Below are 19,033 nucleotides of genomic sequence, written 5' to 3'. Positions count from 1 at the left end.
TGTTTCACGTGAAACAGCTGGCGCTGCATCAGGTGTTCATCGACTGGAAGAAGTCCGCATTGTTCTTGGACTGGCGCAGCTTGTCGATCAGGAATTCGATCGCGTCCTGCGGGCCCATCGGGTTCAGGATACGGCGCAGCACATAGGTCTTGGCCAGCTGGTCCTTGGGCGTGGTCAGCTCTTCCTTGCGGGTGCCGGACTTCAGCACGTCGATGGCGGGGAAGATGCGCTTGTCGGCGACCTTGCGGTCCAGGACGATCTCGGAGTTGCCGGTGCCCTTGAACTCTTCGAAGATCACCTCGTCCATCCGCGAGCCGGTGTCGATCAGGGCGGTGGCGATGATGGTCAGCGAGCCCCCCTGCTCCACGTTCCGCGCGGCGCCGAAGAAGCGCTTCGGCCGCTGCAGGGCGTTGGCGTCGACGCCGCCGGTCAGGACCTTGCCCGACGACGGGACGGTGGCGTTGTAGGCGCGCCCCAGGCGGGTGATGGAGTCGAGCAGGATGACGACGTCCTTCTTGTGCTCGACGAGGCGTTTGGCCTTTTCGATCACCATTTCGGCGACGGCGACGTGGCGGGTGGCGGGCTCGTCGAAGGTCGAGGCGATGACCTCGCCCTTCACCGTGCGCTGCATGTCTGTGACTTCCTCGGGCCGCTCGTCGATCAGCAGGACCATCAGGGTCACTTCGGGGTGGTTGCGCTCGATCGACTTGGCGATGTTCTGCAGCATCACCGTCTTGCCGACCCGCGGCGGAGCGACGATCAGGCATCGCTGACCCTTGCCGAGCGGTGCGACGATGTCGATCACCCGGCCCGAGCGGTCCTTCAGAGTCGGGTCCTGGATCTCCATATGCAGCCGCTCTTCGGGATAAAGCGGAGTCAGGTTGTCGAACAGGACCTTGGTCTTGACCGTTTCCGGGTCCTCGAAATTGATCGTGTCGACCTTGAGCAGGGCGAAATAGCGTTCGCCCTCGCGCGGGCCGCGCACGGCGCCGTGGACGGTGTCGCCCGAGCGCAGGCCGAAGCGGCGGATCTGGGAGGGAGACACGTAAACATCGTCCGGACCCGGAAGATAATTGACGTCCGGGCTGCGCAGGAAGCCGAAGCCGTCGGGCAGGATTTCCAGCGTGCCCGAGGCGATGATCTCGACCTCTTCATCGGCCAGGGTCTTCAGGATGGCGAACAGCAGATCCTGTTTGCGCAGGTTGCCGGCGTTCTCGATCTCGAGGCTCTCGGCGAAGGCGACCAGCTCTTCCGGCGTCTTGTCGTTGAGCTCCTGCAGGGTGATGCGGCCGTTGGGGACGATCGGCTCGCCGTCGTCCTCGTCGTCGCTCTGCTCCTGGTCGACCATGGGCAGGTCGGCTGCGGCGATCTCCGTCGACGGCTGTTCGCCCTCGAGGTTCTCGGCTTCGGGAGCGGTGGGATCGGTGTCGCGGACGTCGGTCATGGGAAGCTTCTTGAACATGCGCGGCCGGGCGCTCGCGAAACAGCGAGACCGGGCGGGCTGACGATGTCTGGCCTTGCGGGCCGGCAGGGAGAACGACGGGCTCCGACGGGAGAAATCCGATCGGCGTCGCTGAGAGAGAGGGACCGCCCGGCGCTGCCAGGAACGGTTCGGGATGAGGGGAACCACGCGGGGGCCGTCAGGTCAAGCGGGACCTAGCCGAAGGTCCATTGGGTCGTGACCGAGAGCACCGCCACGATGGCGATCACGAAGGGGATTTCGTTGGTCATCCGCCAGAAGCGGCCCGTGCGGGTCGAGGTGCCGGCTGCGATGCGCTTCAGCTCTTTCGACAGAAAGCCATGCCAGCCGCTGAGGGCCACGACGGCCAGCAGCTTGGTCGCCATCCAGGGCTGGGCCAGAAAGCCCCAGCCCGCGCCGAAGCCATAGACGTGGATCAGGATCATCCAGACCCCGAACACCCAGGCCAGGCTCATCGAGGGATTGATGATGATCTTCAGCAGCCGCCGCTGCCAGATCCGGAGCAGCGATTGCATCTCTGATCGCAGAGGTTCGGCCTTGTCCGCCTGTTCGGCGTCATAGGCATAAAGACGCGGCAGGAAGAGCATGCCGGCCATCCAGGCGATGACGGCCAGAATATGCAGACCCCGGACGATTTCGAATGTCGTGCCATCCAGCATCAGGCCGCCTTCCGTGCGCATTGGGCCGGGCAGGCCTTCCACGCGGCCCGGCAACCGGGACCGTACGGCGCGACGCCCTCGCGCGGCAAGGCCTCAACGACGGCGTCGGACAGGGTCCGGATAAAGGGCGCGGCCACGCCGACAGCCGGGGTCCGCAGATACGGGGCGACCCCCAGTCCGTGCGCCAGTTCGGCGTATTCGATGTCCAGCTCGACGAGGGTCTCGATGTGTTCGGAGACGAAGGCGACGGGGGTCACGACCACGCCCACGCCCTCACTGGCCGCCCGCTGGATCGCTTCGGGCGTCGACGGGCCCAGCCATTTCATTGGTCCGACCCGGCTCTGGTAGCAGATGGTCCAGTCGGCCCCGCGCTCGCCCAGCCCGGCCGCGGCCGCGATGGCGGCGCAGGTCGCCTCGACCTGCTCCTGATAGGGGTCGCCCTTCCTCGCGATCAGGCTTTCCGGGATGCCGTGAGCGGAGAACAGGACTCGCACGGGACGGTGGCCGGCCTCGGCGAGCCTTGCCCGAACCGCCTCGGTCTGGGCGGCGATCCACCCCCGCGCCTGGGGATAGCAGCAGACGGTGCGGCTGACGCCCGGCCCCGCATAGGCCTCGCGCCAGGCCTTGAGCGAGGACTCGGTCGTGGTGGTCGAGAACTGCGGATAGAGGGGCAGCAATACGATCTCGTCCGGCGCGAAGGCCGCGACGTCGGCGGCGGCCTGTTCGGTCAGGGGCGACCAGTAGCGCATGGCGATGAAGGCGCGGACGGTGTCGCCCGGCAGCCGGGACCCCAGCGCCTGCTCCAGCGCCGCCGCCTGTTGGCGGGTCTCGGCCAGCAGGGGCGAGCCGCCGCCCATCAGAGCGTAGTTGGCCTGGGCGCCGGTCTCGCGCCGGCTGGAGATCAGTCCGGCCAGCCAGGTTCGAAACGGATCAGGCAGGCCGATGATGGCCGGATCGCGGAACAGGTTGAACAGGAAGGGCCGCACGCTGGCCTGATCGTCGGGACCGCCGAGATTGAACAGCACCACGGCGATCCGCCGTCCCGCGAGCGCACCCGTCATTGGGCGCCGATCCGCTTCAGCACCTGTTCGACATGGGCGATCGGCACGTCGGGCAGGATGCCGTGGCCGAGGTTGAAGATCCACGGGCCCCGCCCCCAGGCCTCGAGCAGCTGGTCGACGCGGCGATCCAGCATCGGCCCGCCGGCGCGCAGCAGCAGGGGATCCAGCGCGCCCTGGATGGGCTTGATCGCCTGGACGCGGCGGCCGATCTCCAGCGGGCATGCCGTATCCAGCGCCACAGCCTGAACATCGACCTCCGCGGCATACCGTTCCGCCAGCGCCGCCGAGCCTCGCGGGAAGCCGATCAGGGGCGCGGTGACGCCGAGTTCGCGCGTGCGGCGCACCAGCTGCTGATGCGGGCGCAGGACGAGGGTTTCAAACAGGTCTTCCGGCAGGCCCTCGGCCCAGCTCTCGAAGATCTTCAGCACCTGGGCGCCGGCGTCGGCCTGCATCTTCAGATAATGGGCCGTGGCCTCGACCAGCACCTCCAGCAGGGCTGCGACCTTTTCAGGCTCAGCGTAGGCGTAGGTCCGGGCCTGGGCGCGTTCGCCCTTGCCGATCGTCCGCGCCTCGCCGTCCAGCATATAGGTGGCCACCGTCCACGGCGCGCCGGCGAAACCGATAAGCGCGCGTTCGGGCTCAAGCTGGCCCCGAACGATCGACAGGGTCTGGCCGACCTGTTTCAGCGCCTCGCCGGCGCCCGACGTCAGCTCCCGCATGGCCTCGACCGGCGGCAAAGCGCCGAGCCGGGGTCCCTCGCCGGCCTCGAACCAGACCTCCTGGCCCAGGGCCCGGGGGATCAGCAGGATGTCGGCGAAGACGATGGCGGCGTCGAAGCCGAAGCGCCGCATCGGCTGCAGGGTCGCCTCGGCCGCCTTTTCTGGATCAAGGCAGAAGGAGATGAAGTCCGGCGTCGTCGCCCTGAGGGCGCGGTACTCCGGCAGGTAGCGTCCGGCCTGACGCATGAACCAGACCGGCGGACGCGACGGCATCTCTCCGGCGAGAACCTTCAGGAGCAATGGGGTGTGGGGCAAGGCGGTCATCTGACCCCGGTCCTACCGGCGGCCCGGTTCAGGCTCAACCCCGGCCCGTGTCGCACCCCTCCAATCCTTCTCAGGAAAAGATTCGAAGAATGGGAGGTAGAAGGCAGGGCGGGGGATGGCGGGGATAAGCCGTGTCTTTCGGACGCGGACGGACGGGTTTTCCGCAATCGGTCACAGACGGCGCACCGCCGCGCACCGGGCTGGTGAAAGCGGGGATAAATTCCGGAAAGGCCTTGAGGGCGAGCTTTCCGGCCCGGCGGGCGCCGTTGACGCTGGGCGCCGTTAACGTCTCATTAAGGATCTCCACAGGCGAACGCGAGCCGGACGTCGGGACGGGGATGAACACGACCGGCAGTCCCTGCGCCGTCCACCTCTGTCCCCGCTCGCCGCCCCCGTCCGGCCCGGCTATAGGAAAAGTCCGACAGCCGACGGTCAACGGCGCCCCGCCCGGTCCACAGGAGTCTCGCACATATGGACAGCCGCCGATGACGCCGGGCGCAGCAGGCGCAGGACGCGCGACGGGTCCGTCGCGGCTGGCGACCTATTTTCACGTCCATCTGGTGTCGGATTCCACGGGCGAGACGCTGAACGCCATGGCCAAGGCCGTGGTCGCCCGGTTCGACGGGGTCATTCCGATCGAGCACATCTACGCCCTGGTGCGGAATGACAAACAGATGGAACGGGTGCTGGAGGAGATTGCCTCCTCGCCGGGCGTGGTCTTGCACACCCTGGTCGATCGCGAACTTCGCGAACAGCTGGAGGCGGGCTGCCGCAAGCTGGACATGCCCCAGATCGCGGCCCTGGACCCGCTGGTCGGCGCCCTTTCGCGCTATCTGGGCGCGGCCCTGTCGACCCGGGTCGGGGCCCAGCACGCGCTGGACACCGACTACTTCAACAGGATCGCGGCGCTGGACTTCGCCATGGCCCATGACGACGGCCAGGGCACGACAGCCCAGCTGGAAAGCGCCGATGTGGTGCTGTGCGGGGTAAGCCGGACGTCCAAGACGCCGACCTGCATCTATCTGGCCCACCGCGGCATCCGTGCGGCGAATGTGCCGCTGGTGCCGGGCCAGGAGGACGGGGAGCGGCTGGTCGGCCTGAAAAATCCGTTGATCATCGGCCTGACCGTGTCGCCCGACCGGCTGGTTCAGATCCGCAAGAACCGTCTGGACGGGCTGAACGCGACACGGGCCTCGTCCTATGTCGATCACGATGCGGTGCGCGAGGAGACGGTCAAGGCGAGACGCGCCTTCGAGCGGCGCGGCTGGCCGGTCATCGATGTGACGCGGCGGTCGGTCGAGGAGACGGCGGCGGCGATCATCAATGTGCTGAACGAGCGCCGCACACGGCGGCTGGGGGCTGCGTGGTGAGCATGCCCGGCGCACGATCGCCCTTCGGGCTGAAAGAGGGGGGCGAGCGCCTGATCCTCGCCTCGAAAAGCAGCGCCCGGCGGGCCATGCTGGAGGAGGCCGGCGTGCCGTTCGTGGTGCAGGTCGCCGATGTCGACGAGGACGCGGTCAAGGCGAGCCACGATCCGGCCGATGCGGCGGGGCTGGCGATCGAGCTGGCGCGGGTCAAGGCGCTGGCGGTGTCGCGCCATGACGCGGACGCCTGGGTGCTGGGCGCGGACCAGACCCTGGCCTTCGATGACGGTCTGGTGTCCAAGGCCGGTTCGCTGGAGGCGGCGCGGGAGCGGCTGAAGGCGATGCGCGGCAAGGCGCATCAGCTGCATTCGGGGGCGGCCCTGGCGCGGAACGGACAAGTCGTCTGGTCGGGCCTCGACACCGCCACCATGCGGGTCAGGAATTTCTCTGACGCCTTTCTTGACGCCTATCTGAAGGCCGAGGGCGAGGGACTGCTGGCCTGTGTCGGCTCCTACCGGCTGGAAGGCATGGGCTCGCAGCTGTTCGAGGCGGTGGAGGGCGACTATTTCACCGTCCTGGGCCTGCCGCTGTGGCCGGTGCTGGAAGAGCTGCGGCGCGCCGGGGTGCTGCGGTCATGACGGTGATAGCCGGCGTCGTCGGGCAGCCGATCGCCCATTCGCTGAGCCCTGTCATCCACGGCGCCTGGATCGCGGCTGCGGGACTGGACGCCGTCTATCGGCGCTTCGGTCCCGCGGACGCCGACGGCTTCGCGGAACTGGTCGATCAGGGGCGGCGCGGGGCCCTGCGCGGACTGAATGTGACAGCGCCGTTCAAGGAACAGGCGTTGGCTTTGGCGGATGAGGCGACCGGGACGGCCCGGGCCTGCGGCGCGGCCAATCTGCTGGTGTTCGAGAACGGCCGGGTCCGGGCCGACAGCACCGACGGCCTGGGCCTGATAGCCGCCCTGGCCGGGCAGGCCCCGGCTCTGAATGTCGCGGGCCGGCCGGTGGTGGTGCTGGGCGCGGGCGGCGCGGCGCGGGCTGCGGCGGCGGCCCTGAAGGCGGCGGGGGCCGAGGTCGGGGTGCTGAACCGGACGGTGGAGCGGGCCCGGGCGCTGGCGGACGATCTCGGGGTGGCGGTGGTCGACGCCGCCGCATTGGGCGAGGCGGCGCTGGTGGTCAATGCGCTGAGCGTCCCGCCGGCGATCGATCTGGCCGCCCTGCGGTCGGACGCGGTGCTGATGGACATGACCTACAGGCCGCTCGCTACGCCGTTTCTGGCGGACGGCCGGGCGCGGGGACTGACGACGGTGGACGGCCTGGCCATGTTGATCGGCCAGGCGGAGCCGTCGTTCCGGGCGTTGTTCGGGATCGCGCCGCGGGATGTGGACGTGCGGGCCGTGGCGCTGAAGGCGCTGGGAGAGGCGGCATGATCGTCCTGGGTCTGACCGGTTCCATCGGCATGGGCAAGTCGACCACGGCGGCGATGTTCGCCGAGGCCGGTGCCCTGGTCTGGAATGCGGACGAGGCCGTGCACCAGCTGTACGCCAGGGGCGGGGCCGCGGTTGAGCCGGTGGGCGAGGCCTTTCCGGGCGTTGTGGTGGACGGGGCCGTTGACCGGACGAAACTGGCCGAGGCGCTGGGGCGGGACGATCAGGCCTTCCGCCGGCTGGAGACCATCGTCCATCCGCTGGTGATGGCGCACCGGCTGGAGGATCTGGCGGCGGCCGAGGCGCGGGGCGTCAGGCTGGCGGTGCTGGATATTCCGCTGCTGTTCGAGACGGGAGGCGACGCCGCGGTCGATGCGGTGGTGGTGGCGACAGCCCCGGCCGAGGTGCAGGCGGCGCGGGTTCTGGCCCGGCCCGGCATGACGCGCGAACGGTTCGAGGCCATCCTGACGCGGCAGACGCCGGACGCCGAGAAGCGCCGCCGGGCGGACTTCGTTGTCGACACCGGCGAGGGGCTGGAGGCGGCGCGGGCCCGGGTGAACGAAATCGTGGGGATGGTTCTGGCCGAGGGATGGTCTCCGCCCCGGCGCAGTCTTCCGGAACGGGCCGAACCGCCCCATTAAGGGGGCATGTCCCGCGAAATCGTTCTCGACACCGAAACCACCGGCTTCGACCCCCGCACGGGTGATCGGATGATCGAAGTCGGCTGTATCGAGATCGAGGACCTGCTGCCCACGGGGCGGACGTTTCACCGGCTGATCCATCCCGAGCGGACGATCCCGCCGGACGCGATCCGGGTGCACGGCATCACCGACGATCATGTGAGGGACGCGCCCAAATTCGCCGAGATCGTCATCGACCTGTGCGACTTCATCGGCGACGCGCCGATCATCGCCCATAACGCCCAGTTCGACCGCAGCTTCATCGATCATGAGTTCGGGCGCTGCGGCCGGGCCCTGTTCCCCGAGGACCGCTGGATCGACACGCTGAAGCTGGCCCAGACCCGGTTTCCGGGCATGGCCAATTCGCTGGACGCCCTGTGCAAGCGCTACAAGATCAGCCTGGTCGAGCGCAGCCTGCACGGGGCCCTGATCGACGCCCGCCTGCTGGCCGAGGTCTATCTGGAGCTGAAGGGCGGCAAGGAGCGGCGGCTGGACCTGTCCGCCTCGCGCACCGTCGCGACGGCGGCGGCGGCCCATGCGGCGGCGGGCTATCCGCCCCGCCTCCGTCCGCTGGAACCGCGCGGCAGCGAGGCCGAGCATGCCGCTCACGAGGTCTTCCTGAAATCAGCCCTCAAGGACCTGTCCCTTTGGAAGGGCTATGGCCTGGACGTGGAAAAGGCGCCCGCCGCCTGACGGACGCCCCTTCATTCTTGTTGACCTGTCGCCTGCCGCGCGGCGGCAGGCTGCTTGAGGCTAGGCCTTGCCGGCTTCGGCCGGGCTGCGGGCGATGGATTGCTGGCGGGCGACGTAGATGCCGGCGAAGTCGATCGGGTCCAGCATGAAGGGCGGATAGAAGCCGCCGTCCGAGGTGGCGCGGGCGATGATCTCGCGGGCGAACGGGAAGAGGTAGCGCGGGCATTCGATCAGCAGCAGCGGTTCGATGTCCTGCTCGGGCACGCCCTGCAGGGCGAACAGGCCACCGTACAGCAGTTCCACGTTGAAGACCGTCATGGCCTCCGTAGTCGCCTTGATGGTCAGGCGCAGGTCGACCTCGAACAGGCCGTCGGGGCGGCCCTGGGCGTTCATCTCGACGCCCATGTCGATGGCGGGCTTGCCGTCGACGCGCAGGCTGTCGGGGGCCTTGGGGTTCTCGAAGGACAGGTCCTTGACGTACTGGGCGACGATGCGGAAACCGGGGCCCTGCGGCGCGCCCTGCGGGGCGTTGTCGGCGGGCGCGGCCGTATTGGCGTCGGCGGGAGGGGCGGCGTCGGTCATCGGTCGGGTCTGTCTGAATAGGGTGAACGGCGTCCATTCAGACGCCCCGGAAGGGGCGGCGACTAGCACGCGGCCGGGGGTGCGGCAACGACGCTCGCCCGGCGTGGGCGGCGGTTCATGTTGCGCGGCCCTATATGAGCCCCTAATCGTCAGTCGTCGCGCCCGCCGTTTCGCGGCCGCCAGTCAAGGATTGCCAGTGCCGCCGGTCCAGATTCAGATCGTCATCTTCGCCGTGATCGCCGCTATCGTTCTGTTCCAGCTGTATAATGTGCTGGGCAAGAAGATCGGGCGTCAGCCCGAGGACGATGCGCGCGCCAAGCCGGCCGCCATCCCCGCCGGCGCCAAGGCCGAGCCGGCCGCCGGCCGTCCGGGCGTTCTGGACGCCGTGACCGCGGCCTCGATCGCCGGGCTGAAGGCCCGCGACCCAAATTTCGACCCCGTCCGCTTCCTCGAGGGCGCCCGGCAGGCGCATGAGACCATCGTGCGGGCCTATGCCGCCGGGGACCGCGAGACGCTGAAGCCGCTGCTGACCCCGGCCGTCATGGCCTCGTTCGAGGCCGGCATCGCCGCCCGCGAAGTCCGGGGCGAGACCGAGGCCGCCGAATTCCTGCACCCGGCCCGCGCCGATCTGGAACTGGCCTCGGCCGAGGAGAACCGGGCCACCGCCAAGGTCCGCTTCCTGGCCGAGCTGCGCAATACGGTGACGTCCGCCGACGCCGCCGCCGAGCCGCAGATCGAGGAACGCCGGGTCGCCGAACTGTGGACCTTCGAACGGACCCTGGGCGCCAGCGATCCGAACTGGGTTCTGGCCCGCACAGAACCCGCCGCCGCCTGATGCGGGGCGCAAGGGCCGGGGCGGTCGCGCTGGCGCTGATGCTGCTGGCGGGTTGCGCGACGACGCCCGCCGCCGCGCCGCCGGGGCCGACGCCCCCTTCCCCTGTTCCCGTTTCGCCCCGGCCGGTTCCTCCGCGCCCGGCGCCGACCGCCCCGGCCGGCCTGAACCCTGCGTCCCTGCCCGGCTGGACCGGCGAGGACCATCTGGCGGCCTTCGAGGCTTATGCCGTCGGCTGTACGGCGGCCCGGGACGACGCGGCCCGCGTCCAGTGCGCCCGGGCCATGCAGATCAAACAGACGTCGAAGCCGGTGACGCAGGCGGCGGCGCGGGCGTTTTTCGAAACCGGCTTCACCGTCGTGGAGGCCGGGACGGCCGACGGCCGGCCCGGCCTGCTGACCTCCTATTTCGCGCCGGAATATTCCGCCCGCACCACGCCCGACGCCGAATTCGACGCGCCCGTGCTGGCCCGCCCCGCCGGCTGGACGCGGGGCCAGACCCTGCCCGTCCGGGCGGAGATCGAGGTCGATCCGCAGGCCGTATCCGGCGCGCCGCCGCTGGCCTGGATGCGGGCCGAGGACCTGTTCTTTATGCAGATCCAGGGGTCGGGCTATCTGACGCTGGAGGACGGATCGCGGGTCCGCGCCGCCTATGCCGCCGATAACGGCCACCCGTTCACCGGCATCGCCCGCCCGATGGCGGACCGGGGACTGCTGCCGAGGGACGGGACGTCGGGCGAGGCTATCCGCGCCTGGCTGGCGGCGCATCGCGGGCCGGAGGCGCGCGAGGTCATGGCGCTGAATCCGCGATATATCTTCTTCCAGCTGGACCCCGACGACGGCGGCGATCCGGCCGGGGCGGCGGGGATTCCCCTGCCGGCGCGGCGCGCCATCGCGGTCGATCCGGCCAGTTGGCGCTATGGCGATCTGGTGTGGATCTCGGCCGACGGCGGCAATCTGGCCGGGGCGCGGGGCGGCTATCAGGGTCTGGTCGTGGCGCTGGACACCGGCTCGGCTATCCGCGGCCCTGTCCGCGCCGACCTCTATATGGGCCGGGGCGAGGCCGCCGGCGCCGAGGCGGGGACCGTGCGGCATCCGCTCAGGATGTGGCGGCTGGTTCCGCGCGGGTAGAAATCTACCGCCGCTTCAACCCCCCCAACAGGCCGCGCAGCAGCTCCCGCGTCAGCGTGGAGCCCGCCGTCCTGAGCACCGACTTGGTCGCGGCCTCGATGGGTGTTTCCCGGGTCGAGCGGCGCGGCGCGGCGCGAGGACGGGCCGCTTCCCGGTCGTAGCGGGCCTGTTCGCGGGCCTGCTCCTTCTCGCGGGCGGCGGCCGCCTTTTCGGCGTCTTTCGCGGCGGCGGCTTCGGCCCTGGCGCGGGCTTCGGCCAGTTTCGCGTCGGCGGCGGCCTGATCCTGTTCGCCACGGCGGGCGGCGAGGATTTCCTCGGCGGAGTCGCGGTCGACCACCGTGTCGTACAGACCGCGTACGGGGCTGGCGGCCATGACGGCGGCGCGTTCAGGGTCGGTGGCGGGGCCGAGGCGGCTGTCGGGCGGGCGGATGGCGGTGCGGGCGACGAGGCGGGGGGCGCCCTTTTCGTCCAGGGTCGAGACCAGGGCCTCGCCGACGCCCAAGCCCTGGATGGCCTCGGCGGTGTCGAAGGCGGGGTTGGCGCGGAAGCTTTCCGAGGCCGCCTTCAGGCCGCGCTGTTCGGCCGGGGTGTAGGCGCGCAGGGCATGCTGAATGCGGTTGCCCAGCTGGGCCAGGACGCTGTCCGGGATGTCGGCCGGATTCTGGGTGACGAAATAGACGCCGACGCCCTTGGAGCGGATCAGCCGCACGACCTGTTCGACCTTTTCGCGCAGGGCGTCGGGCGTGTCGTTGAACAGCAGATGGGCCTCGTCGAAAAAGAAGACGAGGCGCGGCTTTTCGGGATCGCCGACCTCGGGCAGCTGTTCGAACAGTTCCGAGAGCAGCCAGAGCAGGAAGGCGGCGTACAGGCGCGGGCTGGCCATCAGTTTGGTGGCGTCCAGCACATTGACCTGTCCCCGGCCGTCCAGACCGGTGCGCATCATGTCCTCCAGCCGCAGGGCCGGCTCGCCGAAGAAGGCCTTGCCCCCCTGCTGCTCGAGCTGAAGGATGGCGCGCTGGATCGAGGCGATGGAGGCGGGGGCGACATTGCCGACCTCGCGCCCGATGCGGTCGGCGTTCTCGCCGACATAGACCAGCATGGCGCGCAGGTCGTCGAGGTCGAGCAGCAGCAGCTTCTCGGTGTCGGCGACGTGGAAGAGGACGGACAGGACGCCTTCCTGCACCTCGTTCAGGTTCAGCATCCGGGCCAGAAGCACCGGGCCGATCTCGCTGACCGTGGTGCGGATCGGATGGCCCTTGAGGCCGTACAGGTCCCAGAAGACCACGGGCGCGGCCTTCGGCTGGAGCGTCAGATTCATGGAGGCGGCGCGGGCCAGCAGTTTTTCATTGGGCGAGCCGGGGACGCAGACGCCCGACAGGTCGCCCTTCACATCGGCGCAGAAGACCGGCACGCCGGCGTCGGAAAAGCCCTGGGCCATGATCTGCAGGGTGACCGTCTTGCCCGTGCCGGTCGCGCCGGCGACGACGCCGTGGCGGTTGGCGCGGTTGAGCAGCAGGGTTTCCGGCAGGCCGCCTCCACCGTCCAGAGATTGGCCGAGGAAGATGCCGGGGGCTTCAGTCATGGAACACTCCTGTGGGCCTCACCCTGTCGCGGCGGGCGGCGGGCTTCAAGCATCTTGTCGAGATCATTGACCGAACCCCCGACGCCGCAGACGATGCCGGCATGAAAGCGCCCATCGCCCTGCCGACCTCCACTGTCGCGCGCAACGCGCTCGTGCTCATCGCCGTGGTGGCGGGGGGAGCGGCCGTCTACTGGCTGCGCGGCATACTGACCCCGCTGGCCATGGCCATCTTCCTGATGATCATGATCGACGGCGTGAAACGGTCGGTCGAGGCCCGTACGCCGATCCCGAGCCGCTGGGCCGGCGCGGCGGCGTTGCTGGTGGTGGTGCTGGGCTTCCTCGCCTCCATCGCCATCATCGTGAACGGCGCGACGGGATTCTTCGACCAGGCCGAGGGCATCACCGGCCGGATCGGCCCGCGGATCGACCAGATCCTGATGGACGGAGGCCGGATGTTCGGCATCCACACAGCTCCGACGGCGGCCGAGCTGCTGAGGGGGCTGGACGTGCGCGGCTATCTGACGGCCGCGGCCATGCAGGCCCAGGGGATTCTGTCGGGCGCCTTCTTCGTCATGGTCTATCTGGCCTTCCTGCTGGCCTCGCAGTCCGGATTCCGGCGCAAGCTGGTGGGCCTGTTCCCCAATCGCGACAACCGGGCCGAGGCGCTGGCGGTCTTCGAAAGGGTCAGGGGCGGGGTCGAGGGCTATCTGTGGGTCCAGACGGTGACCGGGGCCATGATCTGCGCCGCCGCCTGGCTGCTGATGCGGGCCGTGGGGCTGCAGAACGCCGAGTTCTGGACCTTCGTCATCTTCGTGGTCGGCTTCATTCCGGTGCTGGGCGGGGCGGTCGCGGGCCTGGCGCCGCCGCTGTTCGCCCTGGTGCAGTTCGAAAGCTACTGGCCGGCGGTGGTCCTGCTGGTCGGGCTGCAGGCCATATTGTTCATCAGCGGCAACATGATCCAGCCGCGCATGCAGGGCGACAACCAGAACATCGACCCGGTCGTGGTGCTGCTGTCGCTGGCGCTGTGGGGCCAGCTGTGGGGCGTGGTCGGCATGTTCCTGTCCACACCCCTGGCGGTCATGGCCATGGCCGTGCTGGCCGAGTTCAGGGGATCGCGCTGGATGGCCATCCTGCTGTCCGGCGACGGCGAACCCTATGCCGAGGACGAGGAGCCGAAGCCCAAACGGGGTGCGCCGGGCCGCGTCAACCCGCCGCAGTCCGCGGCCGACTGAGGGGCCCCCGCCGCCCTTGATTGGTCACAACCGGCGCCTATCTCCTCCCTGTCGCCGCGGCCCCTCCCCTCCCCCAAGCCGCGGTTGAACAGATCGGCGCCGACCCTCCCCCCTCCCCGGGCGCCGATCCGAAGCAGGCCGCCGAACGCAAGTTCGGCGGCCTTGTCGTATCCGGACCCGGTCTCGCCCGGCGAGCCTCCGTAAAGCGACCCGGGCCATCGTTTTTGGGGGTTCCCCGAACGGTCCGGCTGGCCTAGTCAGGCGGCCATCGGACACCGCCCTTGCCCCTGTGGCGAAGCGGCCTAGTCTGGCCCCCAAATCCGGCGGCTGATGCAAAAGGCCGCGCCTGCAAGAGACCTGCCCATGCCCGGCGAACCGGCTCCGAAGCTTCCTCAGGCGATCACGCTGGAGGCGCTGGAGAAGCGGTTCCGAAAGGCCCTGTCAGGCAAGCCCGACGTCCGCGCCCTGGACTTCCTCGCCCAGGCCTTCGCGGATTATGCCGCGGACGAAGCCCCCGAGCTGGGCGGCGAGGACCTGGCCGTGCTGCTGGCCGGCGTATGGAAGGCGGCCGAGGGCCGGGCTCACGGCGAACCGGCGCGGATCACGGTCTCGCCCGTGACCGGCGCCGACGGGCGGGCGGCGGGCTATGACGTCCTGACCGTCATCCAGGACGACCGGCCCTTCCTGGTCGACAGCGTCATGGGCGAACTGGCCGAGGCCGGGGTGACCGTGCGCTCGCTGTACCACCCCGTCAGCGACGAGGACGGCGGGCGGGAATCGATCATCGTGGTGGTCATCGATCCCCTGCCGCAGGAGCGCCGCGACGCGCTCGGGGAGCAGATGTCCGCGACCCTGGCGGATGTCGCCATGGCGGTGAACGACCACGCGGCGATGGCGGGCCTGATGGCGCGCTCGATCGAACATCTGGAGAGCGGTCCCAAGGGGGTCGCGCCGGAGGTGCTGGCCGAGAACCTGGAATTCCTGCGCTGGCTGCAGCACGACCATTTCGTCTTCCTGGGCGCGCGCGACTACGACTATCCGCGCAACAAGGATGGCGGCTACGAGGCCGAGGCGCCGCTGTCCCTGTCAGGCGCGGGCCTGGGCCTGCTGGCCGATCCGAACCGCACCGTGCTGCGCCGGGCCAACGAGCCGGCGGTCCTGACCCGGTCGATGAAGAAACAGCTGGACCTGTCCGAACCGGTCACCGTGGCCAAGGCCAACGTCCGCTCGCGAGTCCATCGCCGGGCCTATATGGACTATGTCGGGGTCAAGCGGTTCGGCGCCGACGGACGGCCGTCGGGCGAGACGCGGTTCGTCGGCCTGTTCACCGCCGAGGCGTATGACAAGGCCGCCGCCGAGGTGCCGCTGATCCGGCGCAAGGTCCTGGGCGCCCTGGCGCGTGGCGGCAAGATCGAGGGCAGCCACAGCTACAAGCGGCTGAAGAACATCCTAGAAAACTATCCGCGCGACGAACTCTTCCAGATCGGCGAGGACGAACTGCTGGAGATCGCGCTGGGCATCCTGCACCTGCACGACCGGCCGCGGATCAAGATCTTCACGCGCAAGGACCCGTTCGACCGCTTCGTTTCGGTACTGGCCTTCATCCCGCGCGAGCGGTTCGACGCCTCGGTCCGTGAACGGATCGGCAAAATCCTGGCCAAGGCCTGGGGCGGGCGCCTGTCGGCCTGGTATCCGCAGCTGTCGGACCAGCCGCTGGTGCGCATCCACTATATCATCGGCGTCACGCCCGGCGATCATCCGTGCCCGGATCAGGTCGGGCTCGAGGCCGAGGTGGCCGAGGCCGGCCGCAGCTGGATCGACCGGTTCGAGGGCGCCCTGCGCGCCGCCGATGTGGACGACGTCGCCGTCGGTCCGCTCAGCGCGCGCTGGGCCGAGGCCTTCGGCGCCGGCTACCGCGACCGCTACGACGCCGACGAGGCCGTACGCGACCTGATGGCCGTCGACGGCCTGAACGGCAGCGGTCAGAACGACGGCGGCGACCCTGTCTCGGTCCGGGCCTTCCGCACGGAGGCGGACGGGCCGCTGAATTTCCGCTTCAAACTGTATCGTCGGGGCGCGGCCGTGCCGCTGTCGGACGTTCTTCCGGTCCTGGCGGACATGGGGCTGAAGACGCTGGAGGAATGGGGCCACGCCCTGCGTCCCGCCGGCGATCCGGAAATCCACGTCCACGAATTCCTGCTCGAGGACCCGCGCGGCGGCGATCTGAGGTTCGAGGACGTGAAGGGACCGTTCGAGGAAGCCTTCTCGGCCGTCTGGACCGGCCTGACCGAGAGCGACGGCTTCAACCGTCTGGTGCTGGAACTGGGCGTCGACTGGCGCGAGGCGGCGCTGGTGCGGACCCTCGCCCGCTATCGTCAGCAGACCGGTCTCGATCCGTCGCAGGCCGTGCAGGAAGAGGCGCTGCGCGACTATCCGGCCGTGGCGCGCGCCATCCTCGAGCTGTTCGAGACCAAATTCGATCCGGCCCGGGGCGGCGACGGCGCCAGCCGCGAGGCCGCGGTCGAGAAACAGGTCGCCGGGATCAACGCCCTGCTGCAGGACGTGAAGAGTCTGGACCACGACCGGGCGCTGCGCCGGATGGCCCTGCTGGTGCAGGCGATCAAGCGGACCAACTACTACCAGACCGGGGCGGACGGCCGACCCAGGCCGCACATCTCGATCAAGATCGCCTCGCGCGAACTGGCCGACCTCCCCCTGCCCAAACCATTCCGCGAGATCTTCGTCTGGGCTCCGCATATCGAGGGCGTCCACCTGCGCTTCGGCCCCGTGGCGCGGGGTGGCCTGCGCTGGTCCGACCGCCGCGACGATTTCCGCACCGAGGTGCTGGGGCTGGTCAAGGCGCAGCAGGTGAAGAACGCGGTCATCGTGCCGGTCGGCTCCAAGGGCGGCTTCTTCCCCAAACATCTGGCCGCCATCGTGCGCGCCGGCGGGGACCGCGACGCGCAGCAGGCCGAGGCCATCCGCGCCTACAGGACCTTCCTGTCCGGCCTGCTGGACATCACCGACAACATCGACGCGAAGGGCAAGGTCGTTCCACCCCGGAATGTCATCCGCTTCGAGGGCGACGACCCCTATCTGGTCGTGGCCGCCGACAAGGGGACGGCGACCTTCTCCGACATCGCCAATGGCGTGTCGCGCGACTACGGCTTCTGGCTGGACGACGCCTTCGCGTCCGGGGGCTCGGTCGGCTACGACCACAAGGTCATGGGCATTACGGCCCGCGGCGCCTGGGAGGCGGTCAAGCGCCACTTCCGCGAGATGGGCAAGGACATCCAGTCCGAGCCCTTCACCGTCGTCGGCGTCGGCGACATGAGCGGCGACGTGTTCGGCAACGGCATGCTGCTGTCGAAACAGATCCGTCTGGTCGCGGCCTTCGACCATCGCGACATCTTCATTGATCCGAACCCGGATCCGGCGGCGAGCTGGGTCGAGCGCGACCGGATGTTCAAGCTGCCGCGCTCGTCGTGGCAGGACTACGACAAGTCGAAGATCTCGAAGGGCGGCGGCGTCTTCCCGCGCTCGGCCAAGTCGATCGAGCTGAGCCCCGAGATCAAGGCGGCGCTGGATATCCAGGACGACGTTCTGGACCCGGCCGCCCTGATGAAGGCCATCCTCAAGGCGCCCGCCGAACTGCTCTATTTCGGCGGCATCGGCACCTATGTGAAGGCGCCGACCGAGACCGACGCCCAAGTCGGCGACAAGGCCAATGACGCCATCCGCATCGACGGCGGCGAGGTGCGGGCCAGGGTGATCGGCGAGGGCGCAAACCTGGGTCTGACCCAGGCGGGCCGCATCGCCTTTGCGAGAAGCGGCGGCCGGATCAACACCGACGCCATCGACAATTCGGCGGGCGTGGATTCATCCGACCATGAGGTCAACATCAAGATCCTGACCGGGACGGCCATCGCCGCGGGGTCGCTGAAGGCGGACAAGCGGGACGCCCTGCTGGCCTCCATGACCGACGAGGTCGGTCTGAAGGTGCTGGCCCATAACTACGACCAGACGCTGGCGATTTCGCTGCAGGAGGCCGAGGGGCCCGGCGCCCTGGATTCCCAGCAGCGCTTCATGCAGTGGCTCGGCTCGAAAGGTAAGCTGGACCGCAAGGTCGAGGGCCTGCCCGACGATCTCAAACTGGCCGAGATGAAGACGGCGGGACAGGCGCTGACCCGGCCCGAACTGGCCGTGCTGACCGCCTACTCCAAACTGGAGCTGTTCGACGATATCGTCGGCTCGGCGGCGCCCGACGACGCCTTCTTCAAACAGGCCCTGGTCCGCTATTTCCCGGCCCCGCTGGCGAAATACGAGGCCGATATGCAGCGGCACCGGCTGCGGCGCGAAATCGTCTCGACCATCCTGTCGAACGAGATCGTCAACATGGCCGGCCCGACCTTCCCCGAGCGGCTGCGCCAGTCGGCGCGGTGCGACACCGGGGCCATGGTCATCGCCTTCGAGGCCGCGCGTCAGGTCTTCCGCCTCGACGAGGCGTGGGACGCGGTGTCGGCGCTTGACCTGAAGATCCCGGCCGAGGCCCAGACGGCCCTCTATCGCGAGATCGCCACCGTGCTGCGCCGTCAGACCTTCTGGCTGGCCCGCCGGGCGATGCGCAAGGGCTGCACGGTGGACCAGCTGATCGCGGCCTACCGTCCGGCGGCCGACGCCCTGCGCGCCGCCGGCGGGGCCGTGCTGTCGCGGTTCGAACAGGCGCGGCTGGAGGATCGGGTCCAGACCTTCATCGGCCTGGGCGCGTCCGCGGCGATGGCGCGCGACTTCGCCATGCTGAGGCCGCTGGTCGCCACATCGGACATCGGCGACCTGGCCCGCGAGGCGAAATGGCCCGAACCGGCCATGGCCATGTTGTACCACCAGGTCGGCGCGGCCTTCGACTTCGACCGCCTGCGCGCCGCGGCCGGCAATGTGCCGTCGGCGGATCATTTCGACCGGCTGGCGGTGCGCCGTCTGATCGAGGATCTGATGGCCGAACAGATGCTGCTGACCCGGGCCGTGGCCAAGGCCTCCAGGGCGGCGGTCGGGGCCAGCGAGGCGGCCGCCGAGGCGGCGGTCGACGCCTGGATCGGATCGCGTCAGGCGACGGTCGAGGGCGTGCGCGCCTCGGTCGACGAGATCGAGGCCTCGGGCTCGGGCTGGACCTTCGCCAAACTGACCATCGCCAACAGCGCCATTCGTGAGATAGCTTCGTCAGCAGGCTGATACTTTGTTGGGGCGCTAGCGCTCGCCGCGCGGCGGC

Annotated in this window: 15 protein-coding genes; 9 read left to right on the top strand and 6 right to left on the bottom strand. The window is 69.4% G+C overall.

Annotation, left to right across the window (positions count from 1 at the left end):
* Positions 1 to 28: 28 nt before the first annotated feature.
* From rho to hemE, 4 genes are all read right to left on the bottom strand, one after another.
* Positions 29 to 1,444 carry a transcription termination factor Rho gene (rho, locus tag BrevBR_RS07635; protein ID WP_332640241.1) on the bottom strand — a complete coding sequence of 472 codons (1,416 nt, stop codon included), beginning with the start codon at positions 1,442 to 1,444 and terminating at the stop codon, positions 29 to 31.
* A gap of 212 nt (positions 1,445 to 1,656) precedes the next feature.
* Complete coding sequence (locus BrevBR_RS07630; RefSeq protein WP_332640240.1) at positions 1,657 to 2,160, bottom strand: CopD family protein; 504 nt, start codon at positions 2,158 to 2,160, stop codon at positions 1,657 to 1,659.
* Positions 2,139 to 3,200 (bottom strand): ferrochelatase, encoded by a 1,062-nt coding sequence (gene hemH, locus BrevBR_RS07625; protein WP_340000489.1) that lies wholly within the window; start codon positions 3,198 to 3,200, stop codon positions 2,139 to 2,141. The genes BrevBR_RS07630 and hemH overlap by 22 nt, the downstream gene beginning before the upstream one ends.
* Positions 3,197 to 4,243 (bottom strand): uroporphyrinogen decarboxylase, encoded by a 1,047-nt coding sequence (gene hemE, locus BrevBR_RS07620; protein ID WP_340000488.1) that lies wholly within the window; start codon positions 4,241 to 4,243, stop codon positions 3,197 to 3,199. Before hemE ends, hemH begins: the two co-directional genes overlap by 4 nt.
* A 485-nt stretch (positions 4,244 to 4,728) precedes the next feature.
* On the opposite strand from hemE, the gene BrevBR_RS07615 reads away from it, so the two are divergent.
* The 5 genes from BrevBR_RS07615 to dnaQ are packed head-to-tail and all read left to right on the top strand — an operon-like array spanning position 4,729 to position 8,409.
* Positions 4,729 to 5,613 (top strand): pyruvate, water dikinase regulatory protein, encoded by an 885-nt coding sequence (locus tag BrevBR_RS07615; RefSeq protein WP_340000487.1) that lies wholly within the window; start codon positions 4,729 to 4,731, stop codon positions 5,611 to 5,613.
* Positions 5,614 to 5,615: 2 nt separating this feature from the next.
* Positions 5,616 to 6,245 carry a Maf family protein gene (locus BrevBR_RS07610; protein WP_340000773.1) on the top strand — a complete coding sequence of 210 codons (630 nt, stop codon included), beginning with the start codon at positions 5,616 to 5,618 and terminating at the stop codon, positions 6,243 to 6,245.
* Positions 6,242 to 7,039, top strand: coding sequence for a shikimate dehydrogenase family protein (locus BrevBR_RS07605; protein WP_340000486.1), 798 nt, complete (start codon positions 6,242 to 6,244; stop codon positions 7,037 to 7,039). The genes BrevBR_RS07610 and BrevBR_RS07605 overlap by 4 nt, the downstream gene beginning before the upstream one ends.
* Positions 7,036 to 7,677: a dephospho-CoA kinase gene (gene coaE, locus BrevBR_RS07600; protein WP_340000485.1), complete on the top strand. Its 642-nt coding sequence runs from the start codon at positions 7,036 to 7,038 to the stop codon at positions 7,675 to 7,677. The genes BrevBR_RS07605 and coaE overlap by 4 nt, the downstream gene beginning before the upstream one ends.
* A 6-nt stretch (positions 7,678 to 7,683) precedes the next feature.
* Positions 7,684 to 8,409 (top strand): DNA polymerase III subunit epsilon, encoded by a 726-nt coding sequence (gene dnaQ / locus BrevBR_RS07595; RefSeq protein ID WP_340000484.1) that lies wholly within the window; start codon positions 7,684 to 7,686, stop codon positions 8,407 to 8,409.
* A gap of 60 nt (positions 8,410 to 8,469) precedes the next feature.
* On the opposite strand, the gene secB is transcribed toward dnaQ, so the two are convergent.
* Complete coding sequence (gene secB / locus BrevBR_RS07590; protein WP_340000483.1) at positions 8,470 to 8,991, bottom strand: protein-export chaperone SecB; 522 nt, start codon at positions 8,989 to 8,991, stop codon at positions 8,470 to 8,472.
* A gap of 190 nt (positions 8,992 to 9,181) precedes the next feature.
* Between secB and timA the strand changes: the two genes are divergently transcribed.
* A complete protein-coding gene (gene timA, locus BrevBR_RS07585) occupies positions 9,182 to 9,826 on the top strand; it encodes a TIM44-related membrane protein TimA (RefSeq protein ID WP_332640231.1) in 645 nt (214 codons plus the stop codon).
* A complete protein-coding gene (locus BrevBR_RS07580; protein ID WP_340000482.1) occupies positions 9,826 to 10,953 on the top strand; it encodes an MltA domain-containing protein in 1,128 nt (375 codons plus the stop codon). Before timA ends, BrevBR_RS07580 begins: the two co-directional genes overlap by 1 nt.
* A gap of 4 nt (positions 10,954 to 10,957) precedes the next feature.
* On the opposite strand, the gene BrevBR_RS07575 is transcribed toward BrevBR_RS07580, so the two are convergent.
* A complete protein-coding gene (locus BrevBR_RS07575; protein WP_340000481.1) occupies positions 10,958 to 12,535 on the bottom strand; it encodes a helicase HerA-like domain-containing protein in 1,578 nt (525 codons plus the stop codon).
* A gap of 101 nt (positions 12,536 to 12,636) precedes the next feature.
* On the opposite strand from BrevBR_RS07575, the gene BrevBR_RS07570 reads away from it, so the two are divergent.
* Complete coding sequence (locus BrevBR_RS07570; RefSeq protein ID WP_332640228.1) at positions 12,637 to 13,767, top strand: AI-2E family transporter; 1,131 nt, start codon at positions 12,637 to 12,639, stop codon at positions 13,765 to 13,767.
* 363 nt (positions 13,768 to 14,130) lie between these two features.
* On the top strand, positions 14,131 to 18,996 hold the full coding sequence (locus BrevBR_RS07565; protein ID WP_340000480.1) for an NAD-glutamate dehydrogenase: 4,866 nt from the start codon (positions 14,131 to 14,133) through the stop codon (positions 18,994 to 18,996).
* Positions 18,997 to 19,033 lie beyond the last annotated feature (37 nt).

The organism is Brevundimonas sp. BR2-1 (assembly GCF_037626195.1).
GTDB lineage: Bacteria > Pseudomonadota > Alphaproteobacteria > Caulobacterales > Caulobacteraceae > Brevundimonas.
The sequence above is the reverse complement of the archived record's forward strand: the minus strand, read 5'-3'. Positions and strand labels throughout refer to the sequence as shown.